The sequence below is a fragment of the Vibrio navarrensis genome (genome assembly GCF_000764325.1).
Classification (GTDB): Bacteria; Pseudomonadota; Gammaproteobacteria; order Enterobacterales; family Vibrionaceae; genus Vibrio; species Vibrio navarrensis.
The window spans coordinates 903,157-918,543 of record NZ_JMCG01000002.1 but is presented as its reverse complement, the minus strand read 5'-3'; the positions used below and the strand labels follow the sequence as shown (position 1 = coordinate 918,543).

The following is a 15,387-nucleotide window of genomic DNA, read 5'->3' as shown; positions in this document are numbered from 1 at the left end:
GGTTGAATCAAATGATGCGAAAGATTGTAGTTGGAGTCATCTCAGCCTCTTTGCTCGGTTGCGCCATGGGGCATCGCGATCCCGTTGAGATTAAGCAGACCTTGAATCAATCGATCAATGAAAGCAACAGCCGCGCGCTCGATGAGCTGCCCGCGTCGGTGCAAGACGATCTGATGCCGGAACTGGGCAATGACGGTTTCGATGATAGCGACAAAACGCTGAAGCGCTTTCGCATTCAAGCCAACCAAGTCGAAGCGCGTGCATTTTTTGCCTCCCTGGTGAAAGGGACCGAATTTAGTGTTGCTGTCCATCCTAACGTGGCTGGCCGCATTACTCTTAATGTCAGTGATGTGACTCTTGATGACATCTTATCCGTAGTGCAAGACATGTACGGTTACGATGTGGCCAAAACGGGCAAAGTGATCCAAGTTTATCCGGCGGGGCTGCGCACCGTGACGATCCCAGTTGACTATATCCAGTTTCAACGCTCTGGCCGCTCGCTGACCAGTATTGTTACGGGGTCGATTACATCCAATGAGTCTAGCGGCGGAGCTAACCGAAATAGTGAGAGTTCAAGTAAGCGCTCTGAGGATGGCTCTAATTCAAGCAGCTCTTCGCAAGTCTCGACGTCAAGCAATGGCGGCACACGGATCGAAACGCTTACCGAAAGTAATTTCTGGCCCTTATTGCAGCAAGCGGTTAGCCGCCTGATTGGTTCTGGCGATGGGCAAAGTGTGGTGGTGACGCCACAAGCCAGCGTGATCACCGTGCGTGCCTACCCAGACGAGATTCGCGAAGTGCGTCAGTTTTTGGGCGTCTCCCAGCAGCGTATGCAGCGCCAAGTGATTTTAGAGACAAAAATTTTGGAAGTGACCCTAAGTGATGGCTATCAGCAAGGGATCAACTGGTCGAGGATGTTTACCTCATCTGGTACACAATATCAAATCAGTTCAGGCTCAATTTCTAAAGATGGTAGCGGCAACATATTAACGGAGACACTGCCCGGCTTAAATGCAATCGGTTCATTGCTCGGTGGTCAAAGCAATATGGTGGTCTCCGGTGGTAGTTTTGAAGCGGTGCTCAGTTTTATGTCGACTCAAGGCGATCTTAACGTCTTGTCTAGCCCGAGAGTGACGGCGGCAAACAATCAAAAAGCGGTGATTAAAGTCGGCAGCGATGAGTACTATGTGACGGCAATGTCGAGCGTTGCGGGTTCCGGCGACAGCGCTAATGTTGCACCAGAAGTCACGTTAACCCCGTTTTTCTCCGGCATTTCTCTCGATGTTACGCCGCAAATTGATGATAACGGCAATGTTTTCTTGCATGTCCACCCGGCGGTAATCGAAGTCGAAACCGATGTCAAAAACCTCAACTTGGGTGGTGGCTTTGCCAATGTTTCATTACCACTTGCTAAAAGCTCTATTCGTGAATCGGACTCAGTGATCCGCGCGCGCGATGGGGATGTAGTGGTGATTGGTGGCTTGATGAAATCGAACACCATAGATCGGGTATCGAAAGTGCCCTTCTTAGGCGATATTCCTGCCTTGGGGCATCTGTTTCGCAATACCAACAAGCTGACACAAAAAACCGAGCTGGTGATTTTGCTTAAACCAACGGTGGTTGGTGTCAACACGTGGCAGAAAGAGCTAGAGCGTTCGCGCGATCTGCTGCAAGAATGGTTCCCAGAATAACTGCGGAAAAAACATGTATTGGCAACACTTTGGTTTTCACTTTGCGCCGTTTTCGTTAACGCCCAATACCGACCTGTTTTTAGGCTTGGCACCTCACTACGAGGCGATTCAAACCGTGCTCGCGGCGCTGGAGATGGGCGAAGGGGTGATCAAAGTTACCGGTGAAGTGGGCACAGGGAAAACCATGCTGTGCCGCATGCTGATTGAACAGCTAAGCGAGCACACGCAACTGGTCTATTTGCCCACTCCGGTGCTTTCTGGCAGCGAACTGCAAATGGCGGTGGCACGAGAGCTCGGATTAAGCTCAGTGGAGAGTATCGATGTAGTGCCACGTATTCAGCAGGCGTTAATTGCCGCCAAGCGCGAGCACAAGCCGACGGTGCTCTTGCTTGATGAAGCGCAGGCGCTGCCATTAGAGGCGCTGGAAACACTGCGCCTGTTTGGCAATTTGGAAACCGAGCAAGACAAACTGTTGCAGATTGTCCTGTTTGGTCAGCCAGAGCTGGATGAGCGCATGGCGCAGCGCGAGCTCAGACAACTGCGACAACGCATCACCTTCAATTGTACTTTGCGTCCGCTCACGGTGGCTGAAGGGGTGGCGTATCTTGATAATCGGCTGAGTAAAGCCGGTGGCAAGAGTGACTTGCTGACTCTGGAGCAGAAAAAAGCGCTGTGGCGCAGCGCAAAAGGGATCCCGAGGCTGATGAATCAACTTTGCCACAAAGCGTTATTGCTGGCCTATCAGCAGCAAAGTGCGGTGGTGACAAACCGTCATCTCTATCTGGCGATGCAGGACACCTTTGATGCCTGCAAACCGATGTTTACGACCCCGATTTGGTGGGGATGGAGTCATAATTGAGCGAAATTAACCAAGCGCTGGCCGATCTGGCGAGTAAAAAACAAACAACAGCTCAATTGCAACGGGCGGAGATTCCGAGTCTGCCTTCCAGCAAGCCTTTTCTCTGGATCGTGGTCGGGTTTAGCTTAAGTCTTGCCGTGGGCGGCTGGGCAGTCACGCAGTCGACGTCGATGCAAGAAGCGCCGACAACCACTATGGCCGTTAGCGCGCCAAACGTAGCGCCGCTTCAAGCCGCAGCGATTCTATCTCCGACATTAAAAACGCCGACAGCCGAGTTACTCACGCCAGCGGAGCCTCTCTTCTCCGTTGCCACTGCGCAGAAAAAGCCAGAACAACAAAAAAATATGAGCGCACATAAGCAGGCAGACGAAAAGCGCGCTCTGCCTACTCGCCCGGTTGTGCAAGAGAAAAGCACAACTACTAAGCCCGCCGCTATGGCAGCGACGGCGGCAGAAAAGCCGCAAGCGACGAGAGCAAAGAGCAACAACGCAAGCGACCCCGTAGCACCGAGCGCCACTATGGTGATTGAGCAAGTGGAGCTGACACCTGCACAACTGGCGGAAAAGTCGGTCAGCCGCGCGGAAAAAGCGCTCGATGCGGGCGATCTGCAAACTGCGTTGTCGTCCTACAACGAAGCGCTGCGCTACACCGCTAACGATGAAATGACGCGGCAAAAATTAGCGACGCTCTATTTTGGTAAGGGGGATAACCGCAAAGCGTATGAGCTATTGCAAACTGGCATCAACCTTAACCCGGAAGGCGAAACGCTGCGTTTGGCGTTGGCGAAAATGTTACTCAAAGCCGATCAAGACGACGCTGCGCTTAGCCCTTTGTTGGCACTAAGCGCTGCACCGAGCAAAGACTATTTGGCGATGCGCGCTGCGCTGGCGCAAAAACTGAAAAAAGATGAGATTGCCCTAGAAAGCTATCAGCAACTGATCCAGCTAGACAGCGACAATGCGCGCTGGTGGCTAGGGGTGGCAATACAGCAAGAGCGCGCCTTGCAGCTAAAAGATGCCGAAGTCTCTTACCAAACAGCACTGCAAAAAATGGGCATTTCCAGTCAGTCGCAGCGCTTTATTCACGAACGCCTCAAAGTATTGCAAGAGTTGGAGAGTGTGCAATGAAAGTCCGTTTAAGAAAACGGCTGGGAGATCTGCTGGTTGAAGAGGGGATCATCAACGAAACCCAGCTCAATCAGGCGTTGAGCGTGCAAGGCAACAGTGGCCGCAAGCTTGGCGATACGCTTATTGATCTCGGCTTTCTCACCGAACAGCAAATGCTGGCGTTTCTCTCTCAACAGCTCAATCTGCCGTTGATCGATTTAAGCCGCGCCATGGTGGACATTGATGCGGTGCAACTGCTGCCCGAGGTGCATGCTCGCCGTCTGCGTGCGTTAGTCATCGGCCAGCAAGGTGATACCTTACGCGTGGCGATGAGTGATCCCGCCGATCTGATTGCGCAGGAAGCACTGCTTGGTCAGCTCGGTCAGTACGGGTTAGAGTTTGTCATCGCGCCTGAGCGGCAACTGGTGGAAAGCTTTGACCGCTATTATCGCCGCACCAAAGAGATCGCCACTTTCGCCGAACAGCTTCAGGCCGAGCACCAAAGCAACGACAGCTTTGATTACAGCCTCGAAGACGATGACAGCGACGAAGTGACGGTGGTGAAGCTGATCAACTCCATGTTTGAAGATGCGATTCAGGTCGCCGCGTCTGACATTCATATTGAGCCGGATGCCAATGTACTGCGTTTGCGTCAGCGCATCGATGGCATCTTGCATGAAACCTTACTCAACGAAGTCAACATTGCGCCTGCGTTGGTACTGCGCCTTAAGTTGATGGCCAATCTGGATATTTCAGAAAAGCGCCTGCCACAAGATGGGCGCTTTAACATTCGCGCTAAAGGGCAGTCGGTCGACGTGCGTCTCTCCACCATGCCAGTGCAATACGGCGAATCGGTGGTCATGCGTTTGCTCAATCAGTCGAGCGGAGTGCGCAAGCTGGAAGAGTCCGGTTTACCGGAGGATCTTCTGCTGAGATTGCGCCGCCAGTTAAAACGCCCGCATGGCATGATCTTGGTGACCGGGCCAACGGGTTCGGGAAAAACCACTACCTTGTATGGCGCGCTTACCGAGCTCAATCAGCCGGGCAAAAAGATCATTACCGCCGAAGATCCGGTTGAATATCGCCTGTCGCGGGTGAACCAAGTGCAGATCAACCCGAAGATCGATCTCGACTTTTCTACCGTGCTGCGCACCTTCTTGCGCCAAGATCCAGACATCATCTTGATTGGTGAGATGCGTGATCAGGAGACGGTCGAGATTGGCCTGCGCGCGGCCCTGACAGGTCACTTAGTGCTTAGTACCCTGCACACCAATGATGCGGTAGATAGCGCGCTACGCATGATAGACATGGGCGCGCCGGGTTATCTGGTCGCCAGTGCGGTGCGTGCTGTGGTCGCGCAGCGTTTGGTGCGGCGCATCTGCCCCGATTGCAAAACCGAAGACAGCGTCGATGAGGCACGCCAAGCGTGGCTGAGTCAGCGCTTTCCCAATCAGACCGAAGCGCACTTTGTCAAAGGGCGAGGTTGCCAGAACTGCAATCTCACCGGTTATCGTGGCCGTATCGGTGTGTTTGAAATGTTGGAGCTCGATCACAGCATGATGGACGCACTGCGCGCCAATGATGCGGTTGGTTTTGCCGAGGCGGCGAGACGCAGCGAAAGCTACAAACCGTTGTTGGCGTCGGCGATGGAGCTGGCGCTGCAAGGGGTGGTCAGCCTGGATGAAGTGATGACGCTGGGCGAAGGGGATACCTCCGGCCACGCTGACGCGATTCTGCTTTAAGGGAAATTATGGCGACATTTCGGTATCAAGGGCGCACCCTAGACGGCAACAAAACCAGCGGACAGATTGATGCGGTCACCTCTGAGGCGGCGGCCGAGCAACTGATGAGCCGTGGCATTATCCCGATTGAGATTCGCCAAGGCAAAAGTGCAGGCGGCAGCCAGTTTGATTTGCGCGGCTTGCTGACGCCCGCCATTCCACTGGAAATTTTGGTGCTGTTTTGTCGCCAACTGTTTAGTCTTACCAAAGCGGGGGTGCCTTTGCTGCGCTCAATGCGCGGTCTGGTGCAAAACTGCGAAAACAAACAGCTCAAAGCGGCACTGGAAGAGGTGGTGACAGAGCTGACCAACGGACGCAGTTTGTCGGCGGCGATGCAGATGCACAGTAAGGTGTTTAGCCCGCTGTTTGTTTCGATGATCAACGTTGGCGAGAATACCGGTCGGCTAGATCAAGCGTTGCAGCAACTGGCCACTTACTATGAGCAAGATCTGGAAACGCGCAAACGGATCAAAACCGCGATGCGTTACCCGACGTTTGTGATCAGCTTTATCTTGGTGGCGATGTTTGTGCTTAACGTCAAAGTGATCCCGCAGTTTGCCTCGATGTTTAGCCGCTTTGGCGTTGACTTGCCGTTACCAACGCGCATTTTGATTGGCATGTCGGAGTTTTTTGTTAACTACTGGATGCTGCTGCTCGGCGGCATTGTCGGTTTAGTGTTTGCCTTTCGCGCTTGGGTCGGCACCAGTAACGGCAGAGAGCGCTGGGACAAGTGGCGCTTGAAATTGCCCGTGGTCGGCGGCGTGGTAAATCGGGCGCAGTTGTCGCGTTTTTCGCGCACCTTTGCGCTGATGCTAAAAGCGGGCGTGCCGCTTAACCAGTCGCTGGCACTCTCTGCGGAAGCGATCGGTAACCGCTTTCTCGAACTGCGTATTTTGGAAATGAAAGCGGCGATCGAGGCGGGCAGCGCTATCTCCGCCACGGCGATCAACAGCGGCATTTTTACCCCGTTGGTGATCCAGATGATCTCGGTCGGTGAAGAGACCGGGCGAATTGATGAGCTGCTGCTCGAAGTGGCGGACTTTTATGATCGCGAAGTGGATTACGATCTCAAAACTCTCACGGCGCGCATCGAACCGATTTTACTGGTGGTGGTCGCTTCGATGGTGCTGGTGTTGGCGCTGGGCATCTTCCTGCCGATGTGGGGAATGCTCGATGCGATTAAGGGTTAGCCGTGTTTAAACAATTGATGTTGTTTGTGATGTGGATGTCGATTGTTGCGAGCATCGTGGCCGTCTTTGCTCGCGTATGGCAGCCCGTTGAGTTGGAAGCGTACAAGGCCGCAACAGAACTGGCGGCGCGGCGCATGCTGGAAGTAGCCAATCAGTATAAGCAGGAATGGATTTTACGGGGAAGGCCCGCGCAGATTGTGGTGGAGGGGCAAGCCGTTCCACTCACGCGCTACGGTTGGGTGCCTTTAGTTGATGAGCAGGAGCAGTTTGCCTGTCAGCGCTGGCTGGTATTGCATTATCCGGATGGCAAGATTTTAGATTCGTCACTGCAATCTGTGCGCGAGCGATGGATAAATCAAGCTTATCAATGTGAGTTTGATTATGGCTTTAAGCAGATAATTGTGGTTTATCAAAAAGATAAAATACAAAAAATCAGCGCCGATATTTTGTCAGAGTGAGTTTTTTTGACGCCTTGCTGTGTATCCTCTTGCAGAAGTGGGTATAATGAGTAAGCAGTTAATAGAAGGTTTGTTATGAAACAGAAGCAGAAACAAAGCGGTTTTTCTTTAGTTGAATTGGTGGTGGTGATCGTTGTGGTCGGTTTGCTGGCGGTAGCCGCTTTACCGCGTTTTCTTGATGTCACCGATGCAGCGAAAAAAGCCAGTGTGGAAGGCGTAGCGGGCGGTTTTGCCACCGGCGTACTCTCTGCACGTGCGCAATGGGAAGCGCTGGCGCGCCCTTCTGTTACGATAGGTGGTCAGGATCAAAACAACGTCAATTACGACGGAGTAGACTTCTGGTTAACGCGCAGTAAAGATGCCTCGGGCAATGACACCGGCTTTCGCGATGGCTACCCGTGGGGATTAGCGGGCGATGCCTCAAGCTACCCGAGTGCGCTAACCGACCAAATGTGTGTAGACTTAATGGATAATCTGTTGCAAAACCCACCGAAAGTGGGCATCGCTGGCTCAAGTACCAGCAGTGACAGCGGTTTTAAGTATTCGGCATCGGCCAACAATACCGATGCCAAATGTACCTATATTCAGCTGGATGGCAACACCGCTCATCAGTTTGAATATGAAGTGAAAAATGGTCGTGTGACCGTAACGTTGCAGTAATCCTGCGTTGATGATTGAACATAGAGAGAGAACACTATGAAAAGACAAGGCGGTTTCACCCTAATCGAATTGGTGGTGGTAATAGTTATTTTGGGTATCCTTGCAGTCACTGCAGCGCCTCGTTTTCTGAATCTTCAGGGCGACGCGCGCGATGCTTCTCTGCAAGGGTTAAAAGGCGCAATGCAAGGTGCCGCAGGAATTGTATATGGCCGCTCAGCTATATCTGGAAAAGAGTCGGTATCTTCATCTTCGATTACTATTGACGGAGTTTCTGGTGCAGTCAGTCTAGTATGGGGATATCCTGCAGCAAGTACTGACGGTATTACTAAAGTTGTTAATGGTTTAAATAGTGACTGGGAGATTGTATCCGGTTCAAATACGGCCAATGCTATATCGTACACATTCAAGTCTGGAAATGGTGATACTAGTAAGTGCTTTGTAAAGTATGAAGTTACACCAGCAGTGTCTTTTTCGGAACCAACCATTTCGCTTACAAGTTGCAAATAAATAGAAGCGATTAGCGTTCTGCTTTTACCGATGAGACGGCTGTATAGTAATCAAGGCGAGCATTTATCTGGCTCGCTTTATTTTCTGCCCTAATCGCGATAACCCTATGTGTAAGCAAATGAATAAACCCAATGGCTTTACTCTAGTCGAACTGATTGTGGTGATTCTGCTGCTCGGCATCATCTCGGTTTGCGCTGCCAGCCGTTTTTCTGGCCCTGCTTCTTTTTCTACTATCACCACACAAAGTGAACTGCTTGCCTCGCTGCGTTTAGTGCAAAGTCGCGCCATGCAGCGCAGCGGTTATTGCAATCGCTGGCTACTCAGCGCCACTGAAGCGAAGCAAGTCTCCCCTTTGCAACTGACGGGCGCTTGTGATAACAGCCAATTTGATGCCAACGACGCCAGTGTGGTGAATGCCGCCGATAGCGATGTTTCGCTCAGTTTAAGCAATGATGCAGGCAATAATTACCTCGACTTTGATGCGCTTGGCCGTGCGGCGCAGTGCCAAAGTGCTATCTGCACCGTCACTTTAAGCAACACACAAAACGGCGAAACGCGACAAATTTGCATTAATAAGCAAGGGTATATTTATGGCTGTTAAACGAGGTGGCGGTTTTACCCTAGTAGAAATGATCATTGTGATCACCTTGATTGCCATTGCCATCACCAGCCTGACGGCGGCGCTCTATCCGCGCTCGCAGCAGAGCGCTGAACAAGCTTTAGCGGTCAAAGCCGCCGATCTCGGCCGCGCGGTGCTCGATGAAATCATTGGCCGACAATTTGATCACAACTCGGGCCCCAATGGCGGCCTGCCGGAGTGCGTGTTAGTCGCGATCACCGGCCGCACTGTGTGCACTGATCCCACCTCACTTGGGCCAGACACTGCGGCTGGAGAAAACGACCGAACCTTGTACAACGATGTGGATGATTTTCATGGTTTAAGTGGCTCGGTAGTCGATGTGTTGGGAGAAGACCGAGCCAATGAATACCGCCGCTATCAGGCAGCAGTGAGCGTATTTTATGTGCAGGACAATGGCGGCTCTTTTTCTGCCCAAGCGGCCGTCACCGCCACTCACTATAAACGCATTGCGGTGGTGATTATTGACCCGCAGGGCAATCGCTATCCGTTTGCCGCCATTCGGGGGAACTACTGATGCAACGTGGTTTTACCCTGATCGAAATGGTGATTTCCATTATCTTGCTGGCGGTGGTCGGGCTGTTTCTCGGCTCGGTCATTCGTCAAGGATTAAGCATTTATGTCGATAGCAGCGCGCGTGAAGCGCTGATTCAACAAGGGCGTTTTGTCACCGAACGCCTTAGTCGTGAGCTGCGTGAAGCCGTACCTAACAGTGTGCGGGTTGACAACGGCTGCATTGAGTTTTTACCCATTACCAACAGTGCAATTTACAGCAGCTTGCCTTCTTCTTTGGCGCCGTCTAGGACGATTCGCCTTTTGCCAATAGAAAAAAGCCTTGCGGCGGACGAGCGATTGGTTGTCTATCCGCTTGATGGTGAAGCATTGCGTCAAGCGGTCTCAAGTGCGGCGCAAACCGCGCAGGTTTACAGTGATGTCGATTTTACCTCGCCCAACGATCGTACTATGGTTAATGTCACCTTGACTCAGCCAACGAGCTTTGAACGCCAATCGCCTGCTCGGCGCATCTATTTTTATCGTACTCCGGTGGCTTTTTGTTATGAAAACAACCGCATCTCTCGTTATGCTGATTATGGGCTGGATCGCGAGGATCTGGTTTCCAGCGAGCTCGGTACGGGAGTCTTAATGGCAGAAAACCTAAGCCAAGCCAGCTTTGAGGTGGCAAAGCCTGAGCTGCAGCGCAACGGTTTAATTAAAATTGAATTAACCTTTGAAGATCGCGGTGAAAAGGTGGAGTTTGTTCATAATGCACTTATCTACAACACGCCGTAGCCAACGCGGCAGTGGTCTGGTTTTGGTGATCTTTATTATCGTCGTGGTCGGTTTTGTTGCCGCAGTGGCCAACCGTAACCAGCAACGTAATAGCCAGCAACTGGTTTCTATGGTGCTTGGCACCCGAGCTGAAATGGCAGCACGTTCAGCGGCGGAGATCGAAATCAGTCAATTTTATCAATCGACCACGCAAGGGAGTTGCCACCTCAACGCAGAGCAGAGCTATAGTTTCAGTGGCGATGGCTTAACCAACTGCGAGGCGAAGGTGAGCTGCGCTGAGATCGGCGCAATGGATGATGGACGAAACGTATTTCAATTGACCGCTACAGGGCGATGTCAGGCCGGAGATTGGATGTTACAACGAAAGATTGAAGTTGGGGTGAGAGATGATGGGTAGAATTGCCTTTGCTTTGCTGGTTTTACTGGCTTCCTTTCCTTCCGTTGCCAGAGATTATCAGCTTTCCTCAAGCGCTACCAATGCTGATTTACCCACGTGTAGCAGCAACAATTGGCAGCAAACTGTCGCAGGTGGCATACGTACTTATCACTGCGCTAATGGCTCTGTCTCCCTCTCGTCTGGAGATAACATCACGGCTACCTCACAAGCGATCTTATCGGCGGATGCGGGTTTTAGCCTAGCGGGCAGTAATACGATTGGCTCGGCCACGACGGTTGTGGATTTAGTTTCTTCTTATGGTTCAACAACTTGGCAAGGGAATGGCAATCGACTTTTTGGCAACTATCAAGCTGCTAATACGCCAGTCACGTTAAACAATGTCGATATACAAGGCGCAGTGACCACTGGAGGGGCTATTGCCATTCAAGGCGGAAGTGTGAGCGGCGATGTTCGTTCCAATAATCATGGTATTAGACTTGAAAACACCAATGTTCAAGGTGCTGTATTCGCGATTGGCAATATTTTAGTTGATGGCTCTTCTGTCAGTGGAAGTATTGAAACACCAAATAACGCTTTGACGATTACCGACTCCACCATTACGGGGAGCTTAACCGCCAATGGCGATATAATTGTTACTAGATCAGATGTGTCGGGAAATATCACAACACCAAATAACGCTTTGACGGTTACCGACTCGACTATTACGGGGAGTTTAACCGCCAATGGCGATATTATTGTTACTAGATCGGATGTGTCGGGAAATATCACCACACCAAATAATAGTGTGACGATGAACGACGCCAATGTTGTTGGTAGTGTCAGTGCGAATGGTAACGTCGTGATTGACAACACCTCCGTCACCGGAAACCTTACTAGTACCAACAATCAAGTGACATTAAACAATGGTTCATATGTATTAGGCGATGTTACCGCAGGACAGCCTAACTGGGGGATTGTGAACATTAATGGCGGGAGCGTTGTTGAGGGAAATTGCCTTTACAACACGGTGCCAGCGAATGCGTGTGGAGCAAGTGTGTTACCAAGTGCTGTTGCTCTCTATCATTTAGAAGAGCAAGTCTGGGATGGTAGTGCGAGTGAGGTACTCGATGTTTCCGGCAATGGTTTACATGGTCGCACGGTGAATGGCGCGGTGACCGCGATTGCCACGCCAGCACTGCCAACATTAAATAACCTTGGAACGTGTGGTTATGGGGTATTTAATAAATCGTCGAACCAATATTTAGAGGTGCCACACTCTCAATTATTCAATTTAGAAGAAACGTTAACCGTATCTGCATGGATTCACCCAAATGATTATCCTACAGGTAATGACTTGATGAGTATCGTCTCGAAAGATGGCAACTATGAATTTCATTTGGATAGTTCTGGGCGAGTGTTTTGGTATTGGGAAATACAAGGTGCTGGCTATCATGTATTAACATCAACGAAACCTATACCTAAAGATAAATGGTCACATATTACTATTCGCTATGATCTAAATCGAAGCATTCAACAACAAGCTATATTTATTAATGGGCAATTAGATAGTTCAGATAATATCTCTAGTCGTTTACGAACCAATAACCGCCCATTACAAATAGGACAAGACCAAAATTTCGCAGGACGTGCGTTTGATGGTTTTATTGACGAAGTGCAAATTTTTTCTCAAGCGCTGAGTAATGCCCAAATCCTCCAGTTATATCGACAACGTCATCCTTGCGGCAGCGGCCCCACTTTACAATGTTTTAACGATGACTTTCAAAGTCAGCCGCTTGATCAGCAATGGCGAGTCTTTAGCAGTAGTGGGTCGTTTACTCCCTCGACAGTTATCGTAAATGGCAATAATAGCCGCTTGCGCTTAACTGAAGCTGCGCAAAACCAAGCGACCGCTTCAACCTTCCAACGAATCTTTCCTGCGGCTAATAACCGTGTTGAAGTCGAGTTTGACTATTTTGCTTATGGTGGGAACGGTGCTGATGGGGTGGCGATTGTTTTTTCAGACGCTTCTGTCACTCCTCAAGTTGGGGCATTTGGTGGGCCATTGGGTTACGGCTACAAAGTGAATGAACAGAAGCCTGGTTTTGCTGGGGGATGGTTAGGGATTGGTCTTGATGAATACGGGAACTACTCCATTGAAGGGGGTGGAAATGGTCCTGGGCGCAGAAAACAGTCGGTTGCTTTGAGAGGATCTGGTTCTGGCTATAGCGGTTATAACTATTTGGCAGGTACGTGTAATAACGGCACGATCAATACCAACGGTGATTGTTTGTCCCCAGATATCGATGATAATGATGGTAATCTGCTGCATCGCTATCGGATTGTGATCGACTCAACACAAGCAGGTACGTCTTTTGTGACTGTATCAAGGCGAGTTGGCAGTGGGTCATGGGTCGACTTAATTGAATCTATTAATATCTTGAATTTATCTGGTCAAAGTGCGGTTCCTCAAGAGCTGTTGTTGTCGATCACAGGCTCGACCGGCTCTTCAACCAATAACCATGAAATTGATAATTTTGAAGTCTGCGCGCTCAATTCTCGTCCGGTCGGTGAGCAAATTAATCACTTTCGCATCTCTTTGCCTGCGCAAGGTTTAACTTGTGCTGCCTCTAATGTGTCTGTGACGGCGTGTGCTGATGAAAATTGTAATAACTTATTTACTGATCCTGTTATTGCTTATTTAACCCCCAATTCTCTACCTAGTGCAACGGGTGGTTGGGTGAATGGCTCAACTATCTCATTTAGCAATGGGGTTGGTAACACCCAACTTAGGCGTAATAGCGCAGGCAATATCACTGTTGATGTCTCTGGATCAGTTCCCACGTCGGTATCTTTCAATAACACCTTATGCAGCCTCAATGGGAATGCTGGCCCCTTTTTGGCCAGTAACTGCACAGTGAATTTTGTAGATAGTGGTTTTATTTTAGATGTGCCTGATGCTTATGCCAATAAACCTGTTCCAGCCAGCCTTAGTGCAGTACGAAAAGATAATGTTACCGAAAAATGCACGCCCACTTTCGCCTCGGTTACCAAATCGGTCAAGTTTTGGAGTGATTACGTCTCGCCGAGTGTTGGTCAGATTAATAATGCCGCGCAAGCCCGTATTAATACAACGAATATTGCAACTTCGGAAGAATCATCAAAGGCAATAGTACTCAATTTTGACGCACAAGGAACGGCAAACTTTACGCTAAATTACCCAGAAGCAGGGCAGCTTGAACTGAATGCCAAGCTGCAAGCAACGGATGATGATCAAGATTTAGTGATGCATGGTTCAGCGCAATTTGTACGAGTGCCGAGAGCGTTAGTGGTGACGGCTAAAAATGGCGCAAATCTTGGTGCTTGTACTACGCAGGATATTAACTGCGATGTGTTTGCAAAAGCAGGTGAGAGTTTTGATCTTGACATCAGGGGCGTGGCTTGGCAGTCGGACGCTGACTCTAATTTTGCCGATAATCCCGTCACACAAAATTATCAGCATGCGGCTATCGTGCTTGATCACTCACTAATTGCTCCTGTATCAGACAGTGAAGGAGTTCTTGGTAGAGCTAGCCATAATCATCTGTCAACCAACGGTGGCGTCAGCACTGCCGCACAAAGCATTAGTGAAGTCGGGGTCTTTAGTTTTAGCGCAAGCGCACCGAAAACGTATTTAGGCTTAAACCTGACTGACAGCGGCTTGGAAATTGCCGATGGCTCAACGGGGTCTATCGGCCGTTTTATTCCCTATTATTTGCACCTAGAGGGTAATATTCCGAGCTTTTCTCAAGCATGTAGTACTTTCACTTATTTGGGGCAGGCAATGAAATTTGATCGGTTACCTGAAATTTCGGTAGCAGGGCGATTTTACGATGAATTGGGTGCTAATGGCGAAGGTGAGACGGAGAATTACAAGATTGGTAGCTGGTGGCGATACAGTAATCCTTGGCTCTATCGAAATTTTTCAGCGCAAAGTTCAGGTTTTAATATTACTGATACTGAAACACCGGGATTATTAAGCCCGCAAGAGGGATTCGCTTGGCCGGGAAGTGTGGTGATTGATGCAAGTAACTTTATTGCTCGGCTTGAGAATGCTCAAATCCGCTATGACAAGCCTTACGCACCGGTAGAGCCTATCGCTGAGGGAGTGATTTTACAGCTTTCGATTGATGATACGAAAGATTTAGACGGGGTGTGTTATCAAACAAGCAGTGAATCGGGATGTATTGGCTATGATTTTCCATCTTCAGAGAGTCAGAATCAGCTCTGGGGACGTTTGCTAATTCACGACACTTATGGCCCAGAAACCAACCCGCTTTCGCAAACAGTGGAAGCGCAGTATTTTAGTGGCGGGATCTTTCGTACTAACAGCGATGATAGTTGCAGTGATCTAGGCTCGGTAAATCATTTTACTTTCGACTCGACTGACTTTACCGTGCTCAAAAGTGGCACGGCAACCCCGCCCGAAGTGAAAGCGACACTGGCTCCTTCGCTGCTCAGTTCGGGGGTTGCGAATATTGACTTAAGTGCGCCGGGGGCTGGGAACACAGGAACCATAGTGAGTCGTTATGATCTTTCTACTTTGCTGCCTTGGCTGCGTGTGGATGAAGATGGCAACAACAGCTTTGAAGATAGTGTATCAGGGCGAGTACAGTTTGGGCTGTATCGAGGCAGTGACCGAGTCATCTGGTGGCGAGAATCGAATTGATGACAAATCGGTGTTTTTTAGCCGTTTGATGACGCTGCGTTAAAGTATGGTCAGAAATTGCGTGTTTTAGTCCATGTTTATGGATCAATGCCTTGCTGTGATAGCAAGGCATTGGTACATTTAGGGC

At 50.0% G+C, this 15,387-nt stretch carries 13 protein-coding genes; all 13 read left to right on the top strand.

Annotated features, from left to right (window positions below; all coding sequences use genetic code 11):
* The first annotated feature begins 14 nt into the window (after nucleotides 1-14).
* Entirely contained in the window at nucleotides 15-1,691 is a 1,677-nt protein-coding gene (gene mshL, locus EA26_RS18570; protein WP_193244158.1) for a pilus (MSHA type) biogenesis protein MshL, read from the top strand.
* A 13-nt stretch (nucleotides 1,692-1,704) separates the two neighbouring features.
* Nucleotides 1,705-2,550 (top strand): ExeA family protein, encoded by an 846-nt coding sequence (locus EA26_RS18565; RefSeq protein ID WP_039430597.1) that lies wholly within the window; start codon nucleotides 1,705-1,707, stop codon nucleotides 2,548-2,550.
* Nucleotides 2,547-3,677, top strand: a complete 1,131-nt coding sequence (locus EA26_RS18560) for a tetratricopeptide repeat protein (RefSeq protein WP_039430596.1) — start codon at nucleotides 2,547-2,549, stop codon at nucleotides 3,675-3,677. Before EA26_RS18565 ends, EA26_RS18560 begins: the two co-directional genes overlap by 4 nt.
* Nucleotides 3,674-5,398, top strand: coding sequence for an MSHA fimbrial ATPase MshE (gene mshE, locus EA26_RS18555; RefSeq protein WP_039430594.1), 1,725 nt, complete (start codon nucleotides 3,674-3,676; stop codon nucleotides 5,396-5,398). Before EA26_RS18560 ends, mshE begins: the two co-directional genes overlap by 4 nt.
* A gap of 8 nt (nucleotides 5,399-5,406) precedes the next feature.
* On the top strand, nucleotides 5,407-6,627 hold the full coding sequence (locus tag EA26_RS18550) for a type II secretion system F family protein (RefSeq protein WP_039430592.1): 1,221 nt from the start codon (nucleotides 5,407-5,409) through the stop codon (nucleotides 6,625-6,627).
* A 2-nt stretch (nucleotides 6,628-6,629) separates the two neighbouring features.
* On the top strand, nucleotides 6,630-7,085 hold the full coding sequence (locus tag EA26_RS18545; RefSeq protein ID WP_235425361.1) for an MSHA biogenesis protein MshF: 456 nt from the start codon (nucleotides 6,630-6,632) through the stop codon (nucleotides 7,083-7,085).
* A gap of 75 nt (nucleotides 7,086-7,160) precedes the next feature.
* Complete coding sequence (locus EA26_RS18540) at nucleotides 7,161-7,745, top strand: prepilin-type N-terminal cleavage/methylation domain-containing protein (RefSeq protein ID WP_039430590.1); 585 nt, start codon at nucleotides 7,161-7,163, stop codon at nucleotides 7,743-7,745.
* Between the two features lie 36 nt (nucleotides 7,746-7,781).
* Nucleotides 7,782-8,252 (top strand): type II secretion system protein, encoded by a 471-nt coding sequence (locus EA26_RS18535; protein WP_039430589.1) that lies wholly within the window; start codon nucleotides 7,782-7,784, stop codon nucleotides 8,250-8,252.
* Between the two features lie 118 nt (nucleotides 8,253-8,370).
* Nucleotides 8,371-8,853 carry a GspH/FimT family pseudopilin gene (locus EA26_RS18530; protein WP_152593745.1) on the top strand — a complete coding sequence of 161 codons (483 nt, stop codon included), beginning with the start codon at nucleotides 8,371-8,373 and terminating at the stop codon, nucleotides 8,851-8,853.
* Entirely contained in the window at nucleotides 8,843-9,406 is a 564-nt protein-coding gene (locus tag EA26_RS18525) for a type II secretion system protein (protein WP_039430587.1), read from the top strand. The genes EA26_RS18530 and EA26_RS18525 overlap by 11 nt, the downstream gene beginning before the upstream one ends.
* On the top strand, nucleotides 9,406-10,179 hold the full coding sequence (locus EA26_RS18520; protein WP_039430586.1) for a PilW family protein: 774 nt from the start codon (nucleotides 9,406-9,408) through the stop codon (nucleotides 10,177-10,179). The genes EA26_RS18525 and EA26_RS18520 overlap by 1 nt, the downstream gene beginning before the upstream one ends.
* Nucleotides 10,154-10,576, top strand: coding sequence for an MSHA biogenesis protein MshP (locus tag EA26_RS18515; protein ID WP_193244155.1), 423 nt, complete (start codon nucleotides 10,154-10,156; stop codon nucleotides 10,574-10,576). The genes EA26_RS18520 and EA26_RS18515 overlap by 26 nt, the downstream gene beginning before the upstream one ends.
* Nucleotides 10,569-15,260, top strand: a complete 4,692-nt coding sequence (locus tag EA26_RS18510) for a DUF6701 domain-containing protein (protein ID WP_039430585.1) — start codon at nucleotides 10,569-10,571, stop codon at nucleotides 15,258-15,260. The genes EA26_RS18515 and EA26_RS18510 overlap by 8 nt, the downstream gene beginning before the upstream one ends.
* Nucleotides 15,261-15,387 lie beyond the last annotated feature (127 nt).

Coding starts and splice junctions, on each gene's coding strand:
- mshL (WP_193244158.1), top strand. CDS start 15: ATGCGAAAGATTGTAGTTGGAGTCATCTCAGCCTCTTTGCTCGGTTGC.
- EA26_RS18565 (WP_039430597.1), top strand. CDS start 1,705: ATGTATTGGCAACACTTTGGTTTTCACTTTGCGCCGTTTTCGTTAACG.
- mshE (WP_039430594.1), top strand. CDS start 3,674: ATGAAAGTCCGTTTAAGAAAACGGCTGGGAGATCTGCTGGTTGAAGAG.
- EA26_RS18550 (WP_039430592.1), top strand. CDS start 5,407: ATGGCGACATTTCGGTATCAAGGGCGCACCCTAGACGGCAACAAAACC.
- EA26_RS18540 (WP_039430590.1), top strand. CDS start 7,161: ATGAAACAGAAGCAGAAACAAAGCGGTTTTTCTTTAGTTGAATTGGTG.
- EA26_RS18535 (WP_039430589.1), top strand. CDS start 7,782: ATGAAAAGACAAGGCGGTTTCACCCTAATCGAATTGGTGGTGGTAATA.
- EA26_RS18530 (WP_152593745.1), top strand. CDS start 8,371: ATGAATAAACCCAATGGCTTTACTCTAGTCGAACTGATTGTGGTGATT.
- EA26_RS18525 (WP_039430587.1), top strand. CDS start 8,843: ATGGCTGTTAAACGAGGTGGCGGTTTTACCCTAGTAGAAATGATCATT.
- EA26_RS18520 (WP_039430586.1), top strand. CDS start 9,406: ATGCAACGTGGTTTTACCCTGATCGAAATGGTGATTTCCATTATCTTG.
- EA26_RS18515 (WP_193244155.1), top strand. CDS start 10,154: ATGCACTTATCTACAACACGCCGTAGCCAACGCGGCAGTGGTCTGGTT.
- EA26_RS18510 (WP_039430585.1), top strand. CDS start 10,569: ATGGGTAGAATTGCCTTTGCTTTGCTGGTTTTACTGGCTTCCTTTCCT.